The 20,444-nt window shown below is 60.5% G+C and carries 20 protein-coding genes and 1 pseudogene; 17 read left to right on the plus strand and 4 right to left on the minus strand.

From position 1 onward, the window contains the following. Nucleotides 1-219: 219 nt before the first annotated feature. From tsaE to H7C18_RS07645, 5 genes are read left to right on the plus strand one after another with little or no spacing between them, the layout of a single operon-like run. Complete coding sequence (gene tsaE, locus H7C18_RS07625; protein WP_185128827.1) at nt 220-708, plus strand: tRNA (adenosine(37)-N6)-threonylcarbamoyltransferase complex ATPase subunit type 1 TsaE; 489 nt, start codon at nt 220-222, stop codon at nt 706-708. Then, on the plus strand, nt 705-1,544 hold the full coding sequence (gene tsaB / locus H7C18_RS07630; RefSeq protein ID WP_185128441.1) for a tRNA (adenosine(37)-N6)-threonylcarbamoyltransferase complex dimerization subunit type 1 TsaB: 840 nt from the start codon (nt 705-707) through the stop codon (nt 1,542-1,544). Before tsaE ends, tsaB begins: the two co-directional genes overlap by 4 nt. Continuing rightward, nucleotides 1,541-2,065: a ribosomal protein S18-alanine N-acetyltransferase gene (rimI, locus tag H7C18_RS07635; protein WP_185128442.1), complete on the plus strand. Its 525-nt coding sequence runs from the start codon at nt 1,541-1,543 to the stop codon at nt 2,063-2,065. Before tsaB ends, rimI begins: the two co-directional genes overlap by 4 nt. Beyond that, the gene (tsaD, locus tag H7C18_RS07640) at nt 2,062-3,090 is read left to right on the plus strand and encodes a tRNA (adenosine(37)-N6)-threonylcarbamoyltransferase complex transferase subunit TsaD (protein WP_185128443.1); all 1,029 of its coding nucleotides are present in this window, start codon (nt 2,062-2,064) and stop codon (nt 3,088-3,090) included. The genes rimI and tsaD overlap by 4 nt, the downstream gene beginning before the upstream one ends. Before the next feature lie 34 nt (nt 3,091-3,124). Next, nucleotides 3,125-3,511: a glyoxalase superfamily protein gene (locus H7C18_RS07645; RefSeq protein ID WP_337913095.1), complete on the plus strand. Its 387-nt coding sequence runs from the start codon at nt 3,125-3,127 to the stop codon at nt 3,509-3,511. A gap of 100 nt (nt 3,512-3,611) precedes the next feature. On the opposite strand, the gene H7C18_RS07650 is transcribed toward H7C18_RS07645, so the two are convergent. Both H7C18_RS07650 and H7C18_RS07655 read right to left on the minus strand, forming a co-directional pair. Beyond that, entirely contained in the window at nt 3,612-3,833 is a 222-nt protein-coding gene (locus tag H7C18_RS07650; RefSeq protein ID WP_185128445.1) for a hypothetical protein, read from the minus strand. Nucleotides 3,834-4,247: 414 nt separating this feature from the next. After that, nucleotides 4,248-6,164 (minus strand): ABC-F family ATP-binding cassette domain-containing protein, encoded by a 1,917-nt coding sequence (locus tag H7C18_RS07655; RefSeq protein WP_185128446.1) that lies wholly within the window; start codon nt 6,162-6,164, stop codon nt 4,248-4,250. A 179-nt stretch (nt 6,165-6,343) separates the two neighbouring features. On the opposite strand from H7C18_RS07655, the pseudogene H7C18_RS35025 reads away from it, so the two are divergent. From H7C18_RS35025 to groL, 9 genes and pseudogenes are all read left to right on the plus strand, one after another. Further along, a pseudogene (locus H7C18_RS35025) lies at nt 6,344-6,964 on the plus strand (5-formyltetrahydrofolate cyclo-ligase); the annotation flags it as partial. Between the two features lie 45 nt (nt 6,965-7,009). Further along, nucleotides 7,010-7,522 (plus strand): cyclic pyranopterin monophosphate synthase MoaC, encoded by a 513-nt coding sequence (gene moaC / locus H7C18_RS35030; protein ID WP_238357575.1) that lies wholly within the window; start codon nt 7,010-7,012, stop codon nt 7,520-7,522. 44 nt (nt 7,523-7,566) lie between these two features. After that, nucleotides 7,567-8,061 (plus strand): MogA/MoaB family molybdenum cofactor biosynthesis protein, encoded by a 495-nt coding sequence (locus tag H7C18_RS07665; RefSeq protein ID WP_185128828.1) that lies wholly within the window; start codon nt 7,567-7,569, stop codon nt 8,059-8,061. Then, nucleotides 8,058-9,104, plus strand: coding sequence for a molybdopterin-binding protein (locus tag H7C18_RS07670; RefSeq protein WP_185128448.1), 1,047 nt, complete (start codon nt 8,058-8,060; stop codon nt 9,102-9,104). The genes H7C18_RS07665 and H7C18_RS07670 overlap by 4 nt, the downstream gene beginning before the upstream one ends. 80 nt (nt 9,105-9,184) lie before the next feature. Then, nucleotides 9,185-9,430 carry a twin-arginine translocase TatA/TatE family subunit gene (gene tatA / locus H7C18_RS07675; RefSeq protein ID WP_185128449.1) on the plus strand — a complete coding sequence of 82 codons (246 nt, stop codon included), beginning with the start codon at nt 9,185-9,187 and terminating at the stop codon, nt 9,428-9,430. Between the two features lie 94 nt (nt 9,431-9,524). Continuing rightward, entirely contained in the window at nt 9,525-10,310 is a 786-nt protein-coding gene (tatC, locus tag H7C18_RS07680) for a twin-arginine translocase subunit TatC (protein WP_185128450.1), read from the plus strand. Between the two features lie 174 nt (nt 10,311-10,484). After that, nucleotides 10,485-11,750 carry a methyl-accepting chemotaxis protein gene (locus tag H7C18_RS07685; RefSeq protein ID WP_185128451.1) on the plus strand — a complete coding sequence of 422 codons (1,266 nt, stop codon included), beginning with the start codon at nt 10,485-10,487 and terminating at the stop codon, nt 11,748-11,750. 256 nt (nt 11,751-12,006) lie between these two features. Further along, a complete protein-coding gene (gene groES, locus H7C18_RS07690) occupies nt 12,007-12,291 on the plus strand; it encodes a co-chaperone GroES (protein ID WP_126961006.1) in 285 nt (94 codons plus the stop codon). 88 nt (nt 12,292-12,379) lie between these two features. Next, nucleotides 12,380-14,017 (plus strand): chaperonin GroEL, encoded by a 1,638-nt coding sequence (gene groL / locus H7C18_RS07695; RefSeq protein ID WP_185128452.1) that lies wholly within the window; start codon nt 12,380-12,382, stop codon nt 14,015-14,017. 587 nt (nt 14,018-14,604) lie between these two features. Here the strand turns inward: groL and H7C18_RS07700 are convergent. Next, a complete protein-coding gene (locus H7C18_RS07700) occupies nt 14,605-15,102 on the minus strand; it encodes a CcdC protein domain-containing protein (protein WP_185128453.1) in 498 nt (165 codons plus the stop codon). Between the two features lie 151 nt (nt 15,103-15,253). Beyond that, nucleotides 15,254-16,978 carry a methyl-accepting chemotaxis protein gene (locus tag H7C18_RS07705; protein ID WP_238357576.1) on the minus strand — a complete coding sequence of 575 codons (1,725 nt, stop codon included), beginning with the start codon at nt 16,976-16,978 and terminating at the stop codon, nt 15,254-15,256. A 314-nt stretch (nt 16,979-17,292) separates the two neighbouring features. Here H7C18_RS07705 and H7C18_RS07710 point away from each other — a divergent pair, with 314 nt between their 5' ends. From H7C18_RS07710 to H7C18_RS07720, 3 genes are read left to right on the plus strand one after another with little or no spacing between them, the layout of a single operon-like run. Continuing rightward, complete coding sequence (locus H7C18_RS07710) at nt 17,293-18,282, plus strand: Gfo/Idh/MocA family protein (protein WP_185128455.1); 990 nt, start codon at nt 17,293-17,295, stop codon at nt 18,280-18,282. A gap of 53 nt (nt 18,283-18,335) precedes the next feature. After that, the gene (locus H7C18_RS07715) at nt 18,336-19,319 is read left to right on the plus strand and encodes an AraC family transcriptional regulator (protein WP_337913106.1); all 984 of its coding nucleotides are present in this window, start codon (nt 18,336-18,338) and stop codon (nt 19,317-19,319) included. 33 nt (nt 19,320-19,352) lie between these two features. After that, nucleotides 19,353-20,435 carry a Gfo/Idh/MocA family protein gene (locus H7C18_RS07720; RefSeq protein WP_185128457.1) on the plus strand — a complete coding sequence of 361 codons (1,083 nt, stop codon included), beginning with the start codon at nt 19,353-19,355 and terminating at the stop codon, nt 20,433-20,435. Nucleotides 20,436-20,444 lie beyond the last annotated feature (9 nt).

Here is a 20,444-nt window from a genome sequence, read left to right on the forward strand (position 1 = left end):
ACCGGGGGCTCGCGACGTTCTTTTTGCAAGTTCGTACGACGGCCGATATAATAAGAGCAATAGGATGGCGGCGGCTTGAAGCGCCGCGCATCCGCACGCGAACGCGCCGGTTCGCGCCGGGAGCCCTGGCTGTCCGCGCGCGGAACGGCGCGTTTTACGCACGTCCGCCGGAGGGCGGGGAAGGATGGGACAGGCATGAACCGCGGGGAAGACGGCGCCATGGGGCAAGCGTATCGCTGGAATGCGCGTTCCGAGCAGGAGACCGCGCAGTTCGCCGGGCGTTTGGCTGCGCTTGCCGGGCCGGGAACGGTGCTGGCGCTCGACGGAGATCTCGGCGCGGGCAAGACGAGGTTTGCGCAAGCGTTCGCAGCGGGGCTCGGGGTATCCGAGGTCGTGAACAGCCCGACCTTTACGATCATCAAGGAATACGAGACGGGCAGGCTGCCCTTCTATCATATGGACGTCTACCGGCTGTCGACGGAAGAAGCGGACGAGCTTGGGCTGGAGGAATATTTTGAAGGCGACGGCGTTTCGCTCGTGGAATGGGCTTCGCTAATCGAGCCGCTGCTCCCGGAGGAGCGCCTGCGGATCCGGATTGCGACGACCGGTCCGGTATCCCGGCGGTTCGATTGTATGCCGGTCGGGGAGAAGTATGAGAGTTGGTGCCGGGAGCTTGGGATGGAGCCGGCGGCAGAGGAGGAAGCATGAACGAGACCATGGGCTTCGGACGGGACAAGGAAGCGGACGGATCGGCGAGCGGCGCGGGCGGCTCCGGTCCGACCGCTCTCGCCTTCGACACGTCCTCTTCCGTGCTGGCGGCGGCGATTACTCGTGGAGGCCATGTGGCGGACAGTTCCCAGTCGTTCACGGAACGCAACCATTCGGTTCGGGTCGTGCCCGACTTGCAGGAGCTGCTGAGGCGCAACGGCTTGCAGGCCCGGGACGTCGACTTCATCGCCGTCGGACAAGGCCCCGGCTCCTACACGGGAGTCCGGATCGCGGTGACCGCGGCCAAGACGCTCGCCTGGACCTGGGGCAAGCCGCTGCTCGGCGTATCGAGCCTCGAGGCGATGGCGTTCGGGGCTTGGCGGAAGGAGAGCGGCGAGCGCGAGCCGGACGGCGACGTCTGGTTCGTGCCGCTTGTCGACGCCAGAAGAGGGCAAGTGTATACCGCCCGATTCGTCGCGTCCGGCGGCGAGTGGAGGCGGGCGGAGGAAGACGGCATCCGCCTTCTGGCGGATTGGCTCGCGTCTTTGAACCGCGAGGCGAAGGAGCGGTCCGATCGAACGGCGCCCGCCGCGATCGTATTCACAGGGGAGCTCGCCTCCTTGGAAGGCAAGTGGGACCCGGAGACGGCTTCGGTCTGCGGCGTTCCGTTTCGAACGCGGCCGATGGCGCTGGAAGCCGGCGCGGTCGGCCTGCTCGCCGAGCAAAGGTATATGCGGGGCGAACGGGACGACGTGCACGGGTTCGTTCCGAACTACACCCAGTTGACCGAAGCGGAAGTCAATCTCGCGAAGAGCCGGACGGAGAGCGCGACATGAACAAACGTAAAAAGACGGAACCTGGCAGCCTGACGTTCCGGGCCATGACCCTGGACGACATCGAGACGATCGTCGCGATCGAGCGGGAGGCTTTCGCCGCCCCGTGGACGGCCGAGGCGTTCCATAACGAGCTGAAGCAAAATATGTTCGCGAAATACATGGTCATGGAGCGGGAGGGCGTCATCCTCGGCTACGGCGGCATGTGGCTGATCGTGGACGAAGCGCACGTCACCAACATCGCCGTTCGGGAGCCGTATCAGGGTCAAGGGCTCGGCAAGAAGCTGATGGCCGAGCTGATGCGTACCGCGCATTGGTTCGGCGCTCGCCGCATGACGCTGGAAGTCCGGGTATCCAACGAGCGGGCGCAGCGGCTGTACCGCAAGTTCGGCTTCGAGCCGTCCGGCGTTCGTCCCGGGTACTATTCGGACAACGCCGAAGACGCGCTCATCATGTGGGCCGAGCTGCGGCCCAAAGTCTGGTCGGCAGACGGGTACGGCTCCTCGGAAGGAGAGGTCTTATGAGCCGGCCGTACCATCTGCTCGCGATCGAGACGAGCTGCGACGAGACGTCGGTCGCCGTCGTGCGAGACGGGTCGGACGTGCTGTCGAACGTCGTCTCCAGCCAGATCGACACCCACCGCCGCTTCGGCGGCGTCGTGCCGGAGATCGCGTCGCGCAAGCACGTGGAGAGCATCACCGTCATCCTCGAAGAGGCGATCCGGGAAGCCGGCGTTACGCTGGAAGAGATCGACGCGGTGGCGGTGACCGAAGGCCCCGGCCTCGTCGGAGCGCTGCTGGTCGGCGTCGTCGCCGCCAAGAGCCTCGCGCTGGCGTTGAACGTTCCGCTGATCGGGACGCATCATATCGCCGGGCATATCTACGCGAACCGCCTGATCGGCACGATCGAATATCCGGCGCTGGCGCTCGTCGTGTCGGGCGGGCATACCGAGCTGGTGCTGCTTCGCGAGGAAGGCCGCTTCGAGATCGTCGGCCGCACGCGGGACGATGCGGTCGGCGAAGCGTACGATAAAGTGGCTCGGGCATTGTCGCTGCCGTACCCTGGAGGGCCGCATATCGACCGGCTCGCCCATGAAGCGGACGAGGAGATCGAGCTTCCCCGCGCCTGGCTGGAGCCGGACAGCTACGATTTCAGCTTCAGCGGCCTGAAATCGGCCGTGCTGGCCGAGATCAACCGCGCCAACATGAAAGGCGAGCCGATCCGGGCGAAGGCGCTGGCGCGCGGCTTCCAGATGTCGGTCATCGACGTCGTGACGACCAAGGCGCTGCGCGCCGCCGCCGAATTCGGCGTCCGCCAGCTTCTCTTGTGCGGCGGGGTGGCCGCCAACCGCGGGCTGCGCGAGCGGCTCGCCGCGATGTGCGCCGAGGCGGGGCTGCCGCTGCTCGTGCCGCCGCTTCGGCTGTGCACCGACAACGCGGCGATGATCGCCGCGGCGGCCGATCTGAAATGGCGGCGCGGCGAATTTACGCCGCTCGACATGAAGGCCGAGCCGCAGCTGTCGCTGGAAGCGTGGTCGGTCGGCATTTGAGCCGGCATATCTCGCAAACCGGAGGATGAACCAAGTGAGCGAACGTTTCGATGGGCATGTTCCCGTTACGTTTCATGCGCCCGTTCCGATTCTTCGAATCTTCGACGTGGACAAGGCGAAGGAGTTTTACTTGGACTACCTGGATTTCCGCTTGGATTGGGAGCACCGCTTCGACCCCGACGCCCCGCTTTACGCGCAGATCTCGTCCGGCGATTGCGTCCTTCATCTCTCCGAGCATCACGGAGACGGGACGCCCGGCACCATCGTGAGAATCGGCACCGACGGATTGGACGAACTGCACCGGAGGCTTGCGGCTAAAGCCTATAAATATATGCGCCCCGGCATCGAAGACGGCCCGGGAGGCCGCGAGGCGTGCGTGATCGACCCGTTCAACAACCGGCTCGTTTTCTGCGAGCGCTGATGGGGACTCCAACGGATATTGTGACTTTGGCCCTCCGCCACTTGAGCGGAGGGTCTTTTTCCTTTTGCGGCGTACCGTGCGGAGATTGCCGGGCGAAAAGTTACCGGTGCGGCGGAAACCGGATCGTCCGCAGGTTGACCCAGCCTTGCGAATTGAACGTTACTCCGCGCACGGAGGGAAGAAAGGCGTTCGGCGCCGGTTTTTCCGACAGGATGCACAGCAGATGTTCTCTCGTCGTCTTTCGTTCAATGACGTCCGGATCGAACGATCTCGCCTGTCTCCCCGAGAGATGGCATGGCTTGATCAGAGAAGCCATTGCCATTAAACGGCGGGAGCCTGAGAGAGAGTACCTCTCGCCGGTCAGGAGGCTGGAGAACTTGACGAGCCTGCTTAGGCTGATTCATGCGGAGAGCAAGCAGCTATTCGAAAACGGCCGGCAATAAATGTGGACAATGTTATCCACAAGGAGTGTGGATAATGTGAACAAAGGGCGAAAAGCGTTGGGGGAGTACAGCGAGGGTGACCCTTGAAACCGGGATATGTTTTTCACAGTTCGGACGGTCAAATCTGTGGATAATGTGGATAAAACGGTGGAGAACTTAGAAAAATTTACACTGTGCTAACAAAACGCTTGAGCCCGGCGGTTTTCCCGACAGAGTTCGCGCAGGGTCGAGGAAAAATGCCGGGCTCAAGTTGTGGATAAAGCGGTGGACAAATCGTGCGAGCGCCGCTTCGGCTAATCGATCAGCGTCTCCCAAAGCGCATATGCTTCGTCCAGCGCTTTCTTGCGGGCGTCCACTTCGCTTTGCTTTTCCCGCAGCTTCACGTAATCGGTGAACACTTCCTCGGTCGCCATCTCCGCCTCGAGAGCGACGATCTCATCTTCCAGCCGCGCGATGTCGGCCTCGGCCTGTTCCTTCTTGCGCTGCCGCGCCCGCTCTTCGCGCTTGGCCTGCTTCTCGGCCTCGTAGTCCTGGGCCGGAGCGGCCGACTCTTTGACGGCGCTTTGGGTCTGAGATCCCGATTCCCACTGCTCCATCTCCTGCTTTTTGCCGATCATATCGTCGTAATTTCCCAGGAAATGCCGAGTCCCGTCCGGGTGAAGCTCGACGATGCGGTCGGCCAGCCGGTTCAGGAAGTAGCGGTCGTGAGAGACGAACAGCAGCGTGCCTTCATATTCTTCCAGCGAGGCTTCGAGCACTTCGCGGCTCCACAGGTCCAGATGGTTGGTCGGCTCGTCCAGCACGAGCACGTTCGCCTTGCGCAGCATCAGCTTGGAGAGCGCGACCCGCGCCTTCTCCCCGCCGCTTAAGGATCCGACCGTCTTCTTGACGTCGTCGCCGCTGAACAGGAAATTGCCGAGCACCGTTCGGATTTCCGCTTCGGGAAGCAGCGAGTATTCGCTCCACACTTCCTCCAGCACGGTATTCGCCGGATTCAGCCCGCGCTGCTCCTGATCGTAGTAGCCGAGCTTGACGCCCGTTCCCCACCGGACGGTGCCGGCGCGAAGCTCCAGCGTGCCGACGAGAGCGCGAAGCAGCGTCGTCTTCCCGATGCCGTTCGGCCCGAGGATGGCGATCCGCTCGCCGCGTTTGACCTCGAACGAGACGTTGCGGAACAGCGGGCTTAGCTCATCCGCCGGTGCGGCGGAAGCTTCCGACACTTGCAGCACGTCCTTGCCGGTCTTGCGCTCGGTCTCGAACGAGAAACTGGCCTGCTTCAGCGTGCCGGGCTTCTCCAAGCGCTCGATTCGTTCCAGCGCGTTGCGCCGGCTTTGGGCCCTCCGGGTCGTCGTCGCCCTGGCGATATTGCGCTGGATAAAATCTTCCATTTTCGCGATTTCCTTGCGCTGCTGCTCGTACAGCTTCATGTTCTGGTCGAACGCCGCCGCCTTCAAGTCCATAAAGCGCGAATAATTGCCGGTGTAGCGGGTGGCGGCGTGCCGCTCGATCTCGACGATCGACGTAACGGTGGCATCGAGAAAATAGCGGTCATGGGAGACGATGACCATCGCGCCGGAGTAAGTCCGCAAATATTGTTCCAGCCAGGTCAGCGTGGCGATGTCGAGATGGTTGGTCGGTTCGTCCAGCAGCAGCAGCTCCGGCTGCACGACGAGCAGCCGCGCGAGCGCCAGGCGCGTCCGCTGGCCGCCGCTCAGGCTGTCCACGGTCGTGTCCGGCGGGAAATCGCCGAAGCCCATTCCGTGGAGAACGCTGCGGATACGGTTGTTCATCTCGAAGCCGCCGGCTTCCCGGAACTCGTCGTTCCGGTTGGCGTACGTCGTAAGCAGCGCTTCGTACCGCGAGGCGTCTTTCTGCTCCTCGGGATCGGCCATCCGCTGCTCCAACCGCCGCAGTTCGTCTTCTTTTTCCACTAAGGGGCCAAAAGCGTCCGTCATCACTTGATGCAGCGTCAGACGGCCGTCGAAGCTGCTGTTCTGGGCCAGGTACCCGATCCGCAGCTCGCGCGGTTTGGACACCGAGCCCTGGTCCGAAGGCAGCTCGCCGGCCAGAATCCGCAGGAACGTCGATTTGCCCGCTCCGTTGACGCCGACCAGTCCGATCCGGTCGCGTTCGTTGATCTGAATCGCTACCCCGTTCAGGACGGGGGTCACTCCATAATGTTTGACAATGCCCGATGCTTGCAAAAGCAAGAGGAATCCCTCCGACTTCTTCTATTAAAGTAGTGCGTGGTCCGGCTTTTCCAAGTGTAACCCAAAAGCCGGCGTTCGTCCAAGCGCGGACGGCGTCCGGACGTTCCGTTCTTGGCGAAACGGAGGGAAAAGTGATAAACTGGAACTGAATTTGGCAAGTTCGGACGGAGGTGCTGCGTGTGGAAGCGCCTGAAGCCGGCGCTCTCAAGCGCGAACGCCGGCGCGAGCTGGCGGCCGAACGGGACCGGCTCGCCGGCGGCCGTACCGCGGAGCTGTCCGCGCAGCTATGTGCCGCCACGGCGGCGCAGGCGCTCGCTCCGCTGGCGGAGAGGCTGGGGAGGCCGCTCACGGTATGCGTCTACGGCGCGTTCCGCTCGGAAGCCGATCCTTCGGCATTGGCGGAGTGGTGCCGGGAGCGGGGGCACCGCGTGGTCGCCCCGCGCGTGCGCGAAGCCGGAAGCGGGATGGAGCTTCGGATCGTCGCGTCGCCGGAGGATTGGCGGCCGGGCCGATGGGGCGTGCCGGAGCCGGATCCGGCGAGCACCGTCCTTTATCCGGTTCGCGGGGATCTGGACGTCGTTCTCGTTCCCGGGCTCGCTTTCGATTCGGCGGGCGGAAGGATCGGATACGGCGGAGGCTTTTACGACCGGCTGTATGCCGAGCGGAAGACCGCGGAAGCCGAGCGTCAGGCCGAATCCGGAGAAGGCTTCGAACCGACGATCTGGCTCGGATTCGCGTACGCCCTCCAGAAGGTGGCGGACAGGCTGCCTCGGGAGGCGCACGACCTGGCGCTAAACGGGTTGGCGACGGAAGACGGCGTCCAATGGCTGACGGGAGGGACATTTATGGAATCGGGAGAGGCGCGAGACCGCCTGACTCATTTTAACGAGCAGGGACGCGCCGTCATGGTGGACGTCTCGGACAAGGCGGTCACGGCCCGGACCGCGGTCGCGCAGACGCAAGTGACGATGAGGCCGGATACGTTGAGGCAAATCCGGGAAGGCGGGATCGCCAAGGGCGACGTCCTGGCGATCGCCCAAGTGGCCGGCATTCAGGCGGCCAAGCGGACATCGGACTGGATTCCGCTGTGCCACCCGCTGCCGCTGACCGGCGTCAATATCCGCTTCAGCGACAACGGAGCGGATACGCTCGTCATCGAAGCCGAAGTGAAGACGACGGGGAAGACGGGCGTGGAGATGGAGGCGCTGACCGCCGTGTCCGCAGCCGCTCTGACCGTTTATGACATGTGCAAGGCGCTGCAGAAGGACATGGAGATCGGTCCGACCCGGCTGCTTGCGAAGACAGGCGGCAAGAGCGGCGATTATGAGGCAGAAGAGGGAGCCGGACGCGAACGATAAAAAAGAGACAATCGCGCAATCGATGGGGGAACGGGGGAATGGGCATGCTCTGGAAGGTGGCTTTGCTGTCGGCCAGCGACAAAGGCTCACGCGGAGAGCGCGAGGACACGAGCGCTCAAGTCATTCGGGAACTGATGGAAGAAGAGCTCGAGGGCGAGATCGTCGATTACCGGATCGTACCGGACGAACAGGACGAGATCCGTGCGGCTCTTATCGAGATGGCGGATTATTTCCAGGCCGATCTCATCCTGACGACCGGCGGAACGGGGCTCGGCTTGCGGGACGTCACGCCGGAGGCGACGCTGATGGTCGCGGACCGGACGGTCCCCGGCATGGCGGAAGCGATGCGGACCGCGGCGATGAACCGGACCCGAAGGGCGATGCTGTTTCGCGGCGTCTGCGCGATTCGGGGGCGGACGCTGATCATCAACCTGCCCGGCGATCCGAAGAGCGTTCACGAGCTGCTTATGGCGGTCATGGACGTGCTCCCGGCCGCGCTGCTTCAAGTGAAGGGACTCGGAAGGGAGATCGACGCATGAGCGCCTCGTCCTCTTCAGGTTCCGGCATTAAGCGAATCGGAGATTCCATTCTCCGGGAAATCAAGGTAGACGAAGCGATCGGCATGGTGCTGGCTCACGATTTGACGCAGATCGTTCCCGGCTCGTTCAAGGGCCGCCTGTTCCGCAAAGGCCACCGTGTCGCGGCCGAAGACATTCCGAAGCTGAAGGATATCGGCAAAGAGCATCTGTACGTGATGGAACTCGCTCCGGGAGACTTGCACGAAGACGATGCCGCCCTCCGTTTGGCCGCCGCTCTTCTTGGAGATCATTTGACCATGGGCGAGCCTCACGAGGGCAAGGTGACGCTGAAAGCCTCCATTACGGGATTGGCTTCGGTGGCGAAGCCGGTCGTGGACGGGATCAACGCGATCGGCGACATCGCTCTCGCCACGGTAATGAACGACCGGGTCGCGCGCGAAGGGGAAAGCATCGCCGCCACCCGGGCGATTCCGCTCATCGTGCCGGAAGGCAAAGTGGCCGAGGCGGAATGGATCGCCGCAGAGTACCGGGCGCGGGAAGGCCGTGCGCCGCTGTCCGTGCGGCCGCTTCGAAAGATGCGTGCAGGCCTGCTGACGACGGGAACCGAGGTGTTCACCGGGCGCATCGCCGACAAGTTCGGCCCCGCGGTCGAACTGAAATTGAGGGAGCTTGGATCGGAGCTGGCCGAACAGCGATTCGCGCCGGACGACAGACAAACAATTGTCAAAGAAATTTTATATTTCCTGGAGCAAGGGTATGATATGATACTCGTGTCGGGCGGAATGTCCGTCGACCCCGACGATCGAACGCCGGGGGCGATTGCGGACGCAGGATGCGAGATCGTCAGCTACGGTACGCCGATGCTGCCGGGATCGATGCTGCTGTTCGGCTACTTGCGGGGAATTCCGATTTTCGGGTTGCCCGGCTGCGTGATGCATGACCCTTATACCTCATTCGACGTGCTGCTGCCGCGGGTACTGGCGGGAGACACGATTCGGCGCGAAGAGATCTCCGCCATGGGGTACGGAGGCTTGCATCGCTAATCATTGCGGATAAAAAGAGCTTCGAATGCGAAGAAGCCATTTCGGAGAAACCATTCAACCCTGAATTAGGAGGCGCTATCATGTCAGGAATCGGTGCTACCGGGTTTATTTTGCTGATCATCGTCGCTCTGCTGCTGTTCGGTCCGAACAAGCTTCCCGAACTGGGCAAGGCTTTTGGCAAGACGCTGCGGGAATTCAAACGCGGCGCGAACGGCATGCTGGAAGAGCAGCAGGATTCGCAGTCCCGCCGAGTGGAAGTAAGCACGGCCGGCACGGCGAACGTTGCGGCGGAGCCGCAAGCGGCCGAACGTCGCCTTCCGGAATAACGTCGTTTCCGGTTGGTATAATTGAATCGGATCTAGCGGAGGGGCGGCTTGCCTTAAGAAGCCGCCCCGATTGCTTGTTCAGTGGAGGTTAAGCATGGCGGATCGTCCTCAACCGGCCAATTCTCAAGCTCTCGAAGGCTGGATGCCTTTGCTGGAGCATATCGGCGAGTTAAGGAGAAGGCTCGTGTACAGTCTGATCGTGCTCGTTCTCGGACTGGTCGGAGGCTTGTTCGGCGCGGGACCGTTGTTCGACTTCCTCGTGAAGCGGACGCCGGCCGGCCGGATCGAGCTGAGCGCTTTCTCGCCCTGGGACGGAATCGGTCTCTATATGAAGTTCGCTTTCGTGATCTCCTTCGTCGTCGCGATTCCGTTCACGTTGTACCAGCTCTGGGCGTTCGTGCAGCCCGCGTTGGGCCGAAGGGAGCAGCGCGCGACGCTGAGGTACATTCCGGGAGCGCTGTTCATGTTCCTGGCGGGACTGGCCTTCGCTTATTTTATCGTATTTCCGATGGCTTACCATTTTACGGAGAACGTGACAAGCAGCATGGGGCTGCATCAGCTGTACGGGGCCGGGCAGTATTTTTCCTTCATGTTCAACATCGTCGTGCCCCTCGCCGTGCTGTTCGAGCTGCCGGTGGTCATCCTGTTCCTAACGAGAATCGGCATTCTCAACCCGATCGTTCTCAAAAAGTTGAGGCGCATTGCCTGGTTCGTCATGGTGGTGGTCGGAACGGTCATTACCCCGCCGGACGTCGTCTCCGACTTGCTCGTGGCGGCACCGCTTGTCGCCTTGTATGAATTCAGCGTTTATTTGTCGGTCAGGGCGTTCAAGAAGCGTCAGGCGAGGCTGGACGCTTACGACGCGGAAGAATCGGCCTAAAGAAGAGGCGTTTTTCCTAGGGAGAACGTCCTCTTTTTTTCGGCCGATATCGTCATTTTTCGATATTCGCCAACCAATATTTGTGTTAAACTAGAAAATATTCAATCATGCAAGCGATTACAATGGGTAATTTTTACCGAAATCGACGATTAATATGCGAAAGAGGGACTGCCAATGGGGAACAAAGGAATGGGACTTGGGACCAAGGCGATGATCGGGTTGGGGGGGATCGCCCTCCTGCAGGTCGCGGGCGTCGTACTGATGCTGATCAGCGCCGACACGATGGCCGCGATCGAGACGATTGTCATCGCCGTGTTGACGCTAGCGGTGGCCGCGGGCGGAATCGCCCGGTTTAACCGCTCGGTGCTCGGATCGATCGGGAGCGTTACCGCCGCCTTGAAAAATATCGCTTCTTCCGGAGGCGACCTGACCCGCCGGGTCGTCGTCCAGACGAGCGACGAGGTCGGCGATCTGGCGCAGGCCGCGAACACGATGCTGGATGCCCTGCAGAAGATGATGCGGGAGCTTCGGGACAGCACGGCGGAACTGGCCGCCTCCGCCATTCAATTGAAGCAAGGAGCCGACGAGAACGCCCGCGTCAGCGGCGACGTCTCCAAGGCGGTCGAGAGGGTCGCGTCGGGCGCCGTGACGCAAGTGGCCAGATCGCAGCAGATTTCGGCCGTTATGCAGGAGACGCTGGAAGGGCTGAGCCAAGTGGCGACGACGACGACGGGAGCTTCGGATGCGGCCCAATCCACGCGCGCTCGCGCGGAAGACGGTTCTTCCGTATTGCAGACCGCGAGCCGGGACGTCGTGCAGGTGGAAGAATCGTTCCGGTCCCTGCAGGAGTCGGTTCGCGGGCTGACCCACAAGTCGAACCAGGTTCTTGAAATTATCGGATACATATCGGAAGTTTCGAACCAGACGCATCTCCTCGCGCTCAATGCGGCGATCGAGGCGGCACGGGCAGGCGAGCACGGCCGGGGATTCGCCGTCGTGGCCGGCGAGATTCGCAAGCTGGCCGACCAGACGCAGCAGTCCGCCGTGCAGATCGGCGACACGCTGCAGTCGATGTCTCAGGATATCGGAGAAGCGGCGGCGATGTTCGAACAAAGCGCGGAGCAAGTGTTCGGAGCGGTATCCGGCATGCGCCGCGCGGAAGAGTCGTTCATCGAGATCGCCGGACAGGTCGGCACGCTGAGCGGCAACATCGTGGAAGCGGCGGCGGCCATTCAGCAGATGACGGCCGGAAGCGAATCGGTCGCCCACTCGATTCAGGAGATCTCCCGAGTAACGGAAGAGACGGCTTCGTTCACGGAACAAGTCTCTTCGATGACCCAGCAGCAGAAGAAATCTACCGGAGAGATGGCGCTGACGGCAGACCGCCTGAGCGAGATGGCCTCGCGGCTCAAGGCGATGGCCGGCCACTATCGGACGTGAATAATCCGTCCCGATCCGGCAAGAATGGAATACGGACATACAGGCGCAGACCCGCGGATCCTGACGGGTCTGCGTTTTTCTTTGTACGGGCCGGGTTTGTCCATCTTCTCCATTATAGTTGGGAAAAAGGGCTTGAAAAGCTACGGCAAAATCAGTATCATAAGAGATGGTTATTAGCACTATCCACTATCGAGTGCTAATAATGTGGGCGGAAAACCCAATCCATCTCAACCTATCTACAAAGGAGGCTATTTTCATGATCAAACCTTTGGGTGATCGCGTGCTTGTCGAAGCGAGTGCCAAAGAAGAAAAGACCGCTAGCGGAATCGTCCTGCCGGATACGGCGAAGGAGAAGCCGCAAGAAGGAACCATCGTGGCGGTGGGAAGCGGAAGCCTGAACAAGGATGGCGCCCGTGTTGCGCTTGAAGTCAAAGTGGGCGACCGTGTGTTGTTCTCCAAGTACGCCGGCACGGAAATCAAGTACGAAGGCAAAGAGTACTTGATTATGAAGGAAAGCGATATCCACGCAATCGTCGGCTGATCTCGCCGCGGCTGCCGGAACGACATAAGCAAGCTTGCAGCAACCATATACGTAACAACGAAAATCATTCGAGGAGGGTTATTTAAGAATGGCTAAGGAAATCAAGTTTAGCGAAGACGCGCGCCGCTCGATGCTCCGCGGTGTAGACGCGCTGGCAAACGCCGTTAAAGTAACGCTCGGTCCGAAGGGCCGCAACGTCGTGCTCGAGAAGAAATTCGGTTCTCCGCTGATCACGAACGACGGCGTCACGATCGCCAAGGAAATCGAGCTCGAAGACGCGTTCGAGAACATGGGCGCTCAACTGGTTAAGGAAGTCGCTACGAAGACGAACGACGTTGCCGGCGACGGAACGACGACCGCTACCGTTCTGGCTCAAGCGATGATTCGCGAAGGTCTGAAGAACGTAACGGCCGGCGCAAACCCGATGGTCGTACGCAAAGGGATCGACAAAGCCGTCAAAACGGCGGTCGAAGAGCTGAAGTCGATCTCCAAGCAAGTGAACGGCAGCAGCGACATCGCTCAAGTCGCCGCCATCTCGGCTGCGGACGATGAAGTCGGCCAACTGATCGCGGACGCGATGGAGAAGGTCGGCAAGGACGGCGTTATCACCGTCGAAGAATCCAAAGGGATTCAAACCGAACTGGAAGTCGTCGAAGGCATGCAGTTCGACCGCGGTTACGTCTCCGCTTATATGATTACCGACACCGACAAGATGGAAGCGGTCCTCGACAACCCTTACATCCTGATCACGGATAAGAAGCTCTCCAACATCCAAGAAATTCTGCCGGTCCTGGAGAAAGTCGTTCAATCCGGCAAGCAGCTGCTGATCATCGCGGAAGATATCGAAGGCGAAGCGCTGACGACCTTGATCGTTAACCGCCTGCGCGGCACGTTCACCTGCGTCGGCGTCAAAGCTCCGGGCTTCGGCGATCGCCGCAAAGCGATGCTGCAGGATATCGCGGCTCTGACGGGCGGCCAAGTCATCACCGAAGAACTCGGCCTGGAACTCAAATCGACGACGGTCGACCAACTCGGTTCTGCTCGCCAAGTTCGCATCAACAAGGAAAACACGATCATCGTGGACGGCGCCGGCGACAAGAACGACATCAACGCCCGCGTAACCCAAATCAAAGCGGCTATCGAAGAGACCACTTCCGATTTCGACCGCGAGAAGCTGCAAGAGCGTCTGGCCAAGCTGGCCGGCGGCGTAGCGGTTATCAAAGTCGGCGCCGCTACCGAAACGGAATTGAAAGAGCGCAAACTGCGCATCGAAGACGCGCTGAACGCAACCCGCGCTGCGGTTGAAGAAGGCATCGTCTCCGGCGGCGGTACGGCTCTGGTGAACGTATACAACGCGGTCGCTTCCATCCAGGCCCAAGGCGACGAGAAGACCGGCGTGAACATCATTCTGCGCGCGCTCGAAGAGCCGATCCGCACGATCGCCGCGAACGCCGGAGAAGAAGGTTCCGTCATCGTCGAACGCCTGAAGAAGGAAAAAGTCGGCGTAGGCTACAACGCGGCTTCCGGTGAATGGGTCGACATGTTCGAAGCCGGCATCATCGATCCGGTGAAGGTAACCCGCTCCGCTCTGCAAAACGCAGCTTCCGTAGCGGCTATGTTCCTGACGACCGAAGCGGTCATCGCCGACAAGCCGGAGAAGGATAAAGCTCCTGCCGGCGGCATGCCGGGCGGCATGGGCGATATGGGCGGCATGGGCGGATTCTAATCCGCCGCTCATCCCAAGCCAAGCACAAAAAAGCTCCCCGAGGGGAGCTTTTTGCATTCCAGCCGTTGTAGACTTCCTCTGCGCTTTCCGCCGATATCCCCATCACTCACAAGCGCTCGGGCCACTGCTCTGACTCTGCGCTTTCTCGTCGATATCCCATTCGCTCAGGAGCTCTGCAGGCCACCCCTCAATTTCTGTCCTTACCGCCGAAATCCCATTCGCTCAGGAGCGTTGCAGGTAACCTCTCAGTTTCTGCCCTTTCCGTCGAAATCCCATTCGCTCAGGAACTCTGCAGGCCACCCCTCAATTTCTGTCCTTTTCGCCGGAATCCCATTCGCTCAGAAGCGCGCGAGAGCCAATGCTCTACCTCTAACCAGAGAGAAAGGCAGTGTAGCCTGAGCGAGAGGGATAGCGACTAAAAGGCGAAATAAGAAGTTTGGCCTTGGAAAGTTTCCTGAGCGAAGGGGATTTCGAAAGCAAGACCGGGAAGAAGAGCGCCGAACCAAGCCGCAGAATCAGCGGGGAGGACCGGACTGCGGCGAAATCGGGAAAAGGACGGAGACATAAGCCGGGAAAGGACTGAGTTGTCACCCGGCGAGAACCCGGCGATACTTCAGGAAGCTGCCGATGCGCCATACGCCGACGTACAAGAACGCCATAATCATGGTGAGAAGCGTAAACTCGGTATAGTCCAGGCTTTTCAAATACTCGGACAAGCCAAGGCGGATCACGATGATGGCCAGCAGAACATACTTGAAATTTTTGTTTGGCGTTGAGTAGACGAGTCCGTCTTCCCGTTTTTCATACCCGGTGTGATACAGCATAACGAACCCGAGAACGACCCCGAGCAAGCACGCGCATAAGATTTCCCACACGGCAGGCAGATGGAACGGATGATCGGGGACGTTCGCCAGCGAAAACGCGCTCAGCGAGAACGCGATCAGCAGAATGACGACAGGAACGAGCATTCCGTATCCGTTGCGTCTTATGGGGCGAGATTTCGCGCTTCTGCGGCTTCTAATCAAGAAGACGAGCAATACAATGACAATAATAAAGCCATAGCTGATGGCCGAAGAAGAATTCATGATGGATCTTCCTTTCCCGTCTCAAGTATTAAGTGTATTATATCACTTAATACACACTATACAATACCTTTTTGCGAGAGGGGTAAAAAAAGAATCGGCCCCCGGACACATGGCCGGATTGCCGATTCGAAACGAAAGGGATTTTCTGGCGTTAGAGCCGGAATTGGCTGACGGACTCCTTCAGGTTGCGCACGATGCTTTGAAGCTGCTCGGATGCATGGGAGATGTTCTCGACAAGCGCGGACTGCTCTTCCGTCGCGGCGGCGACCGACTGGGCCTTGCCGGCGACATCGCGCGCGGTGCCGGAAGCCTGGTCCATGCTGGCCGAGACTTCCTCGGAGCTGGCGGACATCTGTTCCGTAATGGCGGACGTCTCATGCACTTGCTCGGCCACCTGCTTGACGGCTTGAAGAATGGAAGCGAACGTCTCCTCGACGCCGACCATGTGCTCCTGTCCCGCACGGGATTGCGTGAGCGTCGTCTCCATATAATTGGAGACGCGTTCGATCTCGTCGCGGGTTTCGGCGATCAGCCCGCTGATCGTCTCGGCGGACTCGATCGAACCGGCGGCCAGGTTGCGGATTTCGTGGGCGACGACGGCGAACCCTTTGCCGTGCTCGCCGGCTCTGGCGGCTTCGATCGAAGCGTTCAGAGACAAGATGTTGGTCTGGTTCGCGAAGCTCGTAATATCTTCGGTAATTTGGCCGATCTTCTCGGATTTCTCGGTCAGCTTGGCGACGATGCCGGACAGAGCCTGGATCGAGCCGAGAATATCTTCGAATTGCCGGCGCAAATGCTGGACGCGAACGTTGCCCTGTTCGACCTGTCCGGAAGCGGAGGCCGACAGATCCGAGATGGAGCCGGTATTTTCCGCGATGCGCTGAACGCCTGTCGCCATCTCTTCGACGGCCCGGCTCGTCTCGTCGGCGATGACGGCTTGCTGCTCCATCTGGGTCGTCACTTCCTGGATGTTCCCGGCGACATGCGTCGAGGCCTCTGCCGACTCCTTGGCGCTGACCGACAGTTCCACGGCCGAGGCGGACACGGTATGGGTATTGTCGGAGATGTTGCGGACCAGACTTCGGATCTTCTCGATCATCGTATCGAGCGACTGATTCAACTGGCCCAGCTCGTCTTTGCGGTAACGGCTTTGCGGAATATATTGCAGGTTGCCTCCGGCGACGGTCTTGGTCTTGTTGATCGCCTGCTTCAAGCTGCGATTCAAGCTGAACAGGAACATGACGCCGACCAGCAAAATGATGATCCATTCAATAATGACGGAAGTATATACGCTGACGGCGGTCGTATGGGACTTTTTCTTGGCGTCGGCGGTTTGAGTCTGGGCGTACCGGTCCAGCACGCCGCCGATCGCATCGATATTGGCCGAACCGCTGTCGTAAACCTGGGCCAATTCCGCTTCCTTGGCGCTATCGTGGGCCGGAGCCTCCTGGAGATTGGCGGCGGCTTGCTTGCTCCAGGCTTCGAAGCTGGTCTGGAAGCCGTCCAGCAAATCCTTCACGCTTTTCTTGGAGTCAGGATCGGCGAGGCCGTTCAATCCGTTTTTCTGCATGATGTCGGAAGCGGACGCGATTTTGTCGCCGATCTGCCGCAGCCGGACGTTGAAATCGGCGGCGAGCTTGTCGTGAACGTCCTTGGGCAGATCTGCGAGCCGCAGCAGGCCGTAGTCGTTGTTCGCTTGATACATGTCCCTGCTGGCGCTTAGGATTTGCGTGCTGGCCTTGTAGGACACCTCGTACAAGGATTTGCTCAGGCCGTTCACGTTGGACGAGTTCTGACTGAGCAAGTACACGGCCGTCGCGACAAACAGGATGAGCGGGACGAAAAAGAGCAATCGAAGTCTTAGCTGGATTGACATGTACACAAACTTACACCCCTTGTCCGGTATGCATAGATTCCTGATGCCGTTTTTTTCGGCCTCTATGTCCATTTTTATTTATCGGAAATAAAAGGAGATTTCTAGAGTGCGTATGGGCGGAAAACGGCACAAAGGTTCAAAAAGATGCGGGCTGCGGGTCCTTCCGCTTTTGGTCCGGGAGGCGCTGCGCGGGAATTCGGCTCATGCATGTCGCGAATTTATAGTGAGATTGACACCTAATTTAATTATTGCGGCAAAATGATCTATGATATGTTTGCGATGTGTCGTATATTTAAAGTGAGGAGCGAACGCGAGTGATACGGATTGGCATGATCAGTTACTGGCATGTGCATGCCGAAGACTATACCCGCCAAGTGCTGGGGAATTCGGAGACGAAGATTGCCGCGATCTGGGACGAGCTGCCGGAACGCGGCCGGGAGAAAGCGGAGAAGTACGGCGTTCCCTTCATCGAATCTTTGGACGAACTGTTGTCCAGAAGCGACATCGACGCCGTGGTGGTGGACGCCCCGACGAACATTCACCGGGACGTGATGGTGAAGGCCGCCCGCGCGGGCAAGCATATTTTCACGGAGAAAGTGGTCGCCCCCACGATCCGCGAAGTGAACGAGATTCTCGCCGAGGTGCGCGAAGCCGGCGTGAAGCTGGCCGTATCGTTGCCCCGTCTGTACGACAACTACACGCAGGCGATTCGCGGCGTAATCGAAGAAGGCACGCTCGGCAAGCTGACGTTGGCCCGGGTTCGGCTGTCGCATAACGGCTCCACCGCGAACTGGCTGCCCGAGCATTTCTATTCGAAGGAGCAATGCGGCGGCGGCGCCCTGATCGATCTCGGCTGCCACCCCGTTTACCTGGTGCGGCTGTTCCTCGGACTTCCGACGAGCGTAAGCGCGACGTACGGCTACGTAACCGGACGGGAAGTCGAAGACAACGCCGTGTCGGTTATGTCGTACGAAGGCGGCGCGATCGGCATCGCGGAAGCGGGCTTCGTGAACAGCAACTCTCCGTTCTCGATCGAGCTTCACGGAACGGAAGGAACGCTTCTTTACGGCTTCCCGGAAGAGAAGATCGTCGTCCTCAGCGGCAAGCTGGAGGGCGGAAGGAAGGAAGTTCCGATCGGCGACCGTCTCCCGTTCGCTTTCGACCAATGGGTCGACCATGTGAAGAACGGCACGGAAGCAAGCGAGAACGTGGCGTTCGCGGCGGACTTGACGCGTCTGATGGAAGCGGCCAACCGTTCCGTCGCGGAAGGCCGGTCGGTTCGGCTGGACGAACTGGCGGAATAACGTTCGGGCGGCAGTCCCGGCCGGACGCCAAGCGAAGAGAGGGGATGAACGCCGTGAGAACGGGCGACTATCGGCACGATTCGACGGAGCGCAAAACGGTTTCTCTCCCTTTCCCGTTCGCCAGGATGGAGAGGAAGAAGGACGCGCTGGACCGTCTCGATCTGAGGTTCCGCTGGGGGCGCTTCGGCGTCCGCGTTCTTCACTGCCATCTGGCTTCGTTCGCGCCGGGACATGTGATCGCTTCCCACAAGCATTCCGAGTTCGAATTCCACTTCATTCCCAAAGGCAAGGGACGCGTCGTCATTGGCGATAACGCTTACGACCTGCGGGAAGGGCTGTTTTACTTGACCGGGCCCGACGTCGTTCACGAGCAGCATTCGGACAAGAACGATCCGATGCACGAGCTTTGCCTGCACTGCGAGATCAAACCGTTGGACGGGGGCAAAGCCGCCGGCGATAGCGGCTGGGACGATGCGCTGGAGGAGCGGGAGGCGGAGGAATGCGTCCGCTTGCTGCAGAAGATGCCGGCGGTCCCGACCCTGGACCGGTACCAGGCGATGGCCTGCTTCCTGGAAGCGTATCGGGCGTGGGAGGAGCAATCCGTCGGCTTCTATACCACGATGAAGCAGCTGGTCATCCAGATTCTGCTCCGGGCCGCGCGGGTTCACGCTTCGCCGAAGTCGGGCGTGCCGATTCCCGAGCGGGACATGAACGACCACCGGTTCCGGCTCGCCGCCCAGTTCATCGAGGACAACGAATCGCGGCCGATCACGCTTGAGGACGTCGCGGAGCGGGTTCATGTGAGCCCGCGCCAGCTGCAGCGCATCTTCAAGAGCGAAGGACGTACGACGTTCCGAGACTGGGTCGAGCACGTGCGGCTGCAACGGATCTGCGCGGAGCTGCTGCAGACGGACCGGCCGATCGAGGAAATCGCGCTGGAGCACGGCTATGCCAACCCGAACTATTTGTACCCGGTTTTCAAACATAAATTCGGCATCACGCCGACGGCTTACCGCCGGATGCACGGGGGCCGCTGAGCGGGCGAATGCCTACAGGAGGAACCAGATCAGATGAGCGAAAAGATCAAAATCGGCATTATCGGCACGGGCGGCATTGCCCGCGCGCACGTATCCGCTTACCGCAAGCTTCCGTTCGTGGAGATCGTAGCGGTAGCGGACGCCATTCCCGGCAAGTCGGCCGAGTTCAAGGAACGGGAAGGTTTGACGGAAGCGGCTGCGTACGACAGCCATACCGAATTGCTGAAGGCCGACTTGGACGGGGTCAGCATCTGTACGCCGAACGTCTCTCACCACCGGGTATCGGTCGACGCGCTTCGCGCCGGCAAGAACGTGCTGGTCGAGAAGCCGATGTCGGTAACGCTGGCGGAAGCGGTCGAGATGGCGCAAGCCTCCCGCGAATCCGGCAAGATGCTGTCCATCGGCTTCCAGCCGCGCTACGATCCGAACATGAAGCTGCTGCAGGATATCGTGCAGTCCGGCCGTCTGGGCAACGTCTACTATGTGGAGACGGGAGGCGGACGCCGCCGCGGCATGCCGGGCGGAACGTTCATCAGCAAGGCGCTGGCCGGAGCCGGCGCGATGGCGGACATCGGCTGCTATTCGCTCGACATGGCGCTGAACACGCTGGGCTATCCGCGTCCGGTATCGGTATCGGCCTTCACGTCGAACCACTTCGGAACGAATCCGCTGTATCATCCGGAAGCGTCCAAGTTCGAGGTTGAAGACTTCGGCGTGGCGATGGTCCGCTTCGAGAACGATCTGGTGCTCCAGTTCAAAATCTCCTGGGCGATGCACATGGATTCGCTGGGCGCGACGCTGTTCCTCGGAACCGACGCCGGCCTGAAGGTGACGCCGGCAGGTTCCGGTCCTTGGTCCGGCGTATGGGACGGCGCCATCGGCTCGATGACGATGTTCCACGACGAGTTCGGCGGTCATACGTCCACGGCGGTGCCGCTGATCGGCCATAAGCTCAACCTGTTCGACGAGAAGGTTCGCGACTTCGCGGAAGCGGTACGCGACGGACGCCCGGCGCCGATTCCCGGCGAGCAGATCCTCATCCAGCAAGCGATCATCGACGGCGTGCTGCGGTCCGCTGACCTGCGCCGCGAAGTGTCGATCGAGCTGCCGCAATAAGAAGATTGC

The sequence above is a fragment of the Cohnella zeiphila genome (assembly GCF_014212055.1).
Classification (GTDB): Bacteria; Bacillota; Bacilli; order Paenibacillales; family Paenibacillaceae; genus Cohnella; species Cohnella zeiphila.